The organism is Hyphomonas sp., from assembly GCF_046313735.1.
Lineage (GTDB): Bacteria > Pseudomonadota > Alphaproteobacteria > Caulobacterales > Hyphomonadaceae > Hyphomonas.
In genome coordinates this window covers 1-3,304 of record NZ_JBKBXW010000072.1, presented here as the reverse complement: position 1 = coordinate 3,304, position 3,304 = coordinate 1, and the positions used below count along the sequence as shown (strand labels likewise).

Annotated in this window: 3 protein-coding genes and 1 pseudogene; 3 read left to right on the top strand and 1 reads right to left on the bottom strand. The window is 63.7% G+C overall.

Annotated elements, in window-relative coordinates:
- The 3 genes and pseudogenes from ACK4SV_RS16300 to ACK4SV_RS16290 form a co-directional block, all read left to right on the top strand.
- Positions 1-350, top strand: a pseudogene (locus ACK4SV_RS16300) (DUF58 domain-containing protein); the annotation flags it as partial.
- Complete coding sequence (locus ACK4SV_RS16295) at positions 347-1,345, top strand: stage II sporulation protein M (RefSeq protein ID WP_409918897.1); 999 nt, start codon at positions 347-349, stop codon at positions 1,343-1,345. The pseudogene ACK4SV_RS16300 and the gene ACK4SV_RS16295, both read left to right, overlap by 4 nt.
- A complete protein-coding gene (locus ACK4SV_RS16290; protein ID WP_409918896.1) occupies positions 1,342-2,289 on the top strand; it encodes an RDD family protein in 948 nt (315 codons plus the stop codon). The genes ACK4SV_RS16295 and ACK4SV_RS16290 overlap by 4 nt, the downstream gene beginning before the upstream one ends.
- Here ACK4SV_RS16290 and ACK4SV_RS16285 read toward each other — a convergent pair.
- Positions 2,282-3,304 (bottom strand): glycosyltransferase family 2 protein (locus tag ACK4SV_RS16285; protein WP_409918895.1); only part of this gene is annotated, 1,023 nt, incomplete at its 5' end. The genes ACK4SV_RS16290 and ACK4SV_RS16285 overlap by 8 nt on opposite strands.

Below are 3,304 nucleotides of genomic sequence, written 5' to 3'. Positions count from 1 at the left end.
ACCTCGCTGGACGCCTCGAACGGCGCAGCCTGATCATTATCTTCTCCGACTTCGTCGACACGATCTCGGCCGAGCTGATGCTCGACCATGTGAAGCGCCTGACCGACCGCCACCTCGTCCTGTTTGCCACCTTCGAGGATGAGGCGCTCTCCGCCATGGCCGACGCCGAACCGGCCAGCGCCGAGGATGTCGCCCGCGCGGTCATCGCCGATACGCTCCTGTCCGAGCGCGATCTCGTCTTCCGCCGCCTGCAGCGGCTGGGCGTTCAGATCATCGAAGCCCGCCCCGAACATTTCGGCAGCGCTCTCGTCTCGCGCTATCTCCAGATCAAGCAGAGGGACATGCTGTGAGCGGCGACCTCCTGAAATCCTACCGCTTCCGCGAGGAGCGCCAGGCCGACTGGCAGAAGCTCGACCTGATCCTCACCCGCGCCGAGAATGGCGGCGTCAAAAGCCTCAGCGACGAGCAGATGCTCGCCCTGGCGCGCCTGTATCGTCAGGCCGTCTCCTCACTTTCCGTCGCCCGCTCGATCTCGCTCGACCAGAACGTCATCGCCTATCTCGAGAGCCTGTGCACGCGGGCCTATTTCTTCGTCTATGGCGCGCGCACCACGATCGGTGAACGGATGATGGTGTTCCTGCGCCGCGACTGGCCTGCCGCCGTGCGCGGCGCGGTCTGGCCCACCCTGCTCTCGGCACTGTTCTTCCTCGGCGGCTGGGCGCTCGCCTTCTTCCTCTGCCTGCAGGACATGGACTGGTTCTGGACCTTCCACGGCCCGAACTTCATGGATGGCCGCAACCCCGACGCCACGGTCGAGTATCTGCGCAGCACGATCTATTCAGACGACTATGGAGACGGGCAGCTTTCCGCCTTTTCCAGCTTCCTGCTCAACAATAACGCCCAGATCGCGCTGTTCGCCTTCGCGCTCGGCTTTGCGTTCGGCATCCCGACCGCCTGGCTGCTCGTATACAATGGCGTGATGATCGGTTCGCTCTATGCCGTCTTCTGGGACAAGGGCCTTGGTTTTGAATTCACCGGCTGGCTGATGATCCACGGCGTCACCGAACTCCTCGCAATCATCCTTGCCGGAGCGGCGGGCTTCATCATCGGCGGCGCGGTCGCCTTTCCGGGCGAACGAACGCGGCTGGCTTCGGCCCGCACCGCCGGCCAGAAGGCCGCGACCATCGCCATGGGGTGCGTCATCATGCTGGTCTTCGCCGCCCTGCTCGAAGGCTTCGGCCGCCAGCTGATCAATTCAGATCTCGTCCGCTACCTGATCGCCGGCACGACGCTCATCCTGTGGATGACGTATTTCTACATGCCCCGCCGGGAGGGTGCCGGATGAACGACACCGCCGCGCCGGGCAAACGCGCCGGCAAAATCCATGTCAGCGTCGAGGCCGCCACCCAGCGCCGCGCCCGCATGGCGGAGGAAATCCGCCAGTCAAAACTCATCCGCCGCCTGGTCACGCCGGAAGGCGCCGCCATCCGCCTGCGCCTCGCCACAGCTGCCGAACGCGCTGGCGCCTTCCTGATCGACATCGCCATCCAATGGGCGATCGTCATCGCAACCTTCCTCGGCCTAGGCTTCGTGATCGGCGCGATCAGCCCCGGCAGCGCCAATGTCGCCTTCGCCTTCTGGCTCGTCTTTTTCTTCTTTGTCCGGAATTTCTATTACATCTTCTTCGAGATTGGTCAGCGCGCCGCAACCCCCGGCAAGCGCGCACTCGGCCTGCGTGTCGCCGCACGCGATGGCGGGCGGCTGACGGCGAATTCCGTGCTCGCCCGCAATTTTATCCGCGAGATCGAGATCGGCCTGCCATTCCAGTTCCTGATGATGGGCGGCGGCGGCAATGGCTGGCTCAGCCTGTTCGGGCTCATCTGGTCCGGCGTGTTCCTGCTGTTCCCCATCTTCAACCGCGACAAGATGCGCGTCGGCGACCTGATCGCCGGCACCTGGGTCATCCGCGCCCCGCGCACCAAGCTGATGCACGACATCACCTCAGCCGCCACGTCGCCCGAAACCAATGGCCGCTTCGCCTTCACGCCGCAGCAGGCCGATGCCTACGGCATCCATGAACTGCATGTCCTCGAAGACGTGCTGCGCCAGTCCACACCCGCCATCAAGGAACAGGTCGCCACCCGCATCCGCTCAAAGATCGACTGGACCCGCCAGCCGGGCGAGACCGATCTCGCTTTCCTGGAGGCGTACTACGCCGTCCTGCGCCGGCGGCTCGAACAGCGGATGCTGCTGGGCGAGCGCAAGGCCGACAAATATGATGTCAAGTAAGGCCCGCGACGCCTGACGCGCCGATCGGCTCGCGCCCCGCCTCAGCATCTTCCGGATAGAGCGGAATGCGGAGGAAATGTTTGGCGAGCCGCATAAACAACGCCGCCGACACAGCCGGTGAATAGCCAAACGTCGCCAGGGCCGCCGCAGGCCGGCGCGCCTTGACGGCGTCGATCAGGTTCATCCATGCGAGATCGGTCGTGACATATTCGCGATGGTCCCCGATTGCCCGGCGAACATCCGCGCTCAGGCCCGGCGTCTGCATCAGCGCCGTATCGGCGTCGCGGATGCGTTTCAGTGCAACCGCTGCAACAGCATTCGACAGCGACCCCTGCCGGTTGACCGCAATGTATCCACACGGATCAATGATCTGCCAGCGCGCGCCCTCGATATGGGACCGTACATAAAACTCGTAATCCTCGGACAGGCGCATGCCCTCATTATAGAACAGCCCCTTCTGGCGCAGAAAGTCCATGCGCATCAGCGGCTTGAGGTATCCGATCTCGCGGCGATAGCCGGCATATTTCGTGATATTCTGGCGCACGAACTCTGGCGCTGGCAGTTCCACAATTCCAAACTGTTCATCCCGCCAGACGCGGTAGCCTTCCTCCGGCCGCTCACCGGGATTGAGCCGGATCAGATCATCGGCAACGAAGTCCACGCTCTGCGCTTCGGCATGGTCAACCAGCCGCTTCATCCGGCCGGGTAAAAGGTAATCGTCGGAATCGAGCCCCGCCACCCAGGGTGTGGTGACGAGCCTCAATGCGGTATTGCGCGCCGCCGACGGCCCCCCATTCTTCGCCTGCCTGACTGAGGTCAGTCTCGGCTCTGACGCGGCCATTGCCTGCACGATCTCAAAGCTGCGATCCCTGGAACAGTCATCCACAACGATCACCTGCACGGGGAGTGTCTGATCGAGCGCGCTGCGCACAGCCCGCTCGATCGTGCCCTCGGAATTGTAGCACGGGATGATGACCGTCGCTTTTTCCAGGCCTGCCGTGCCCGTCATGGCCGT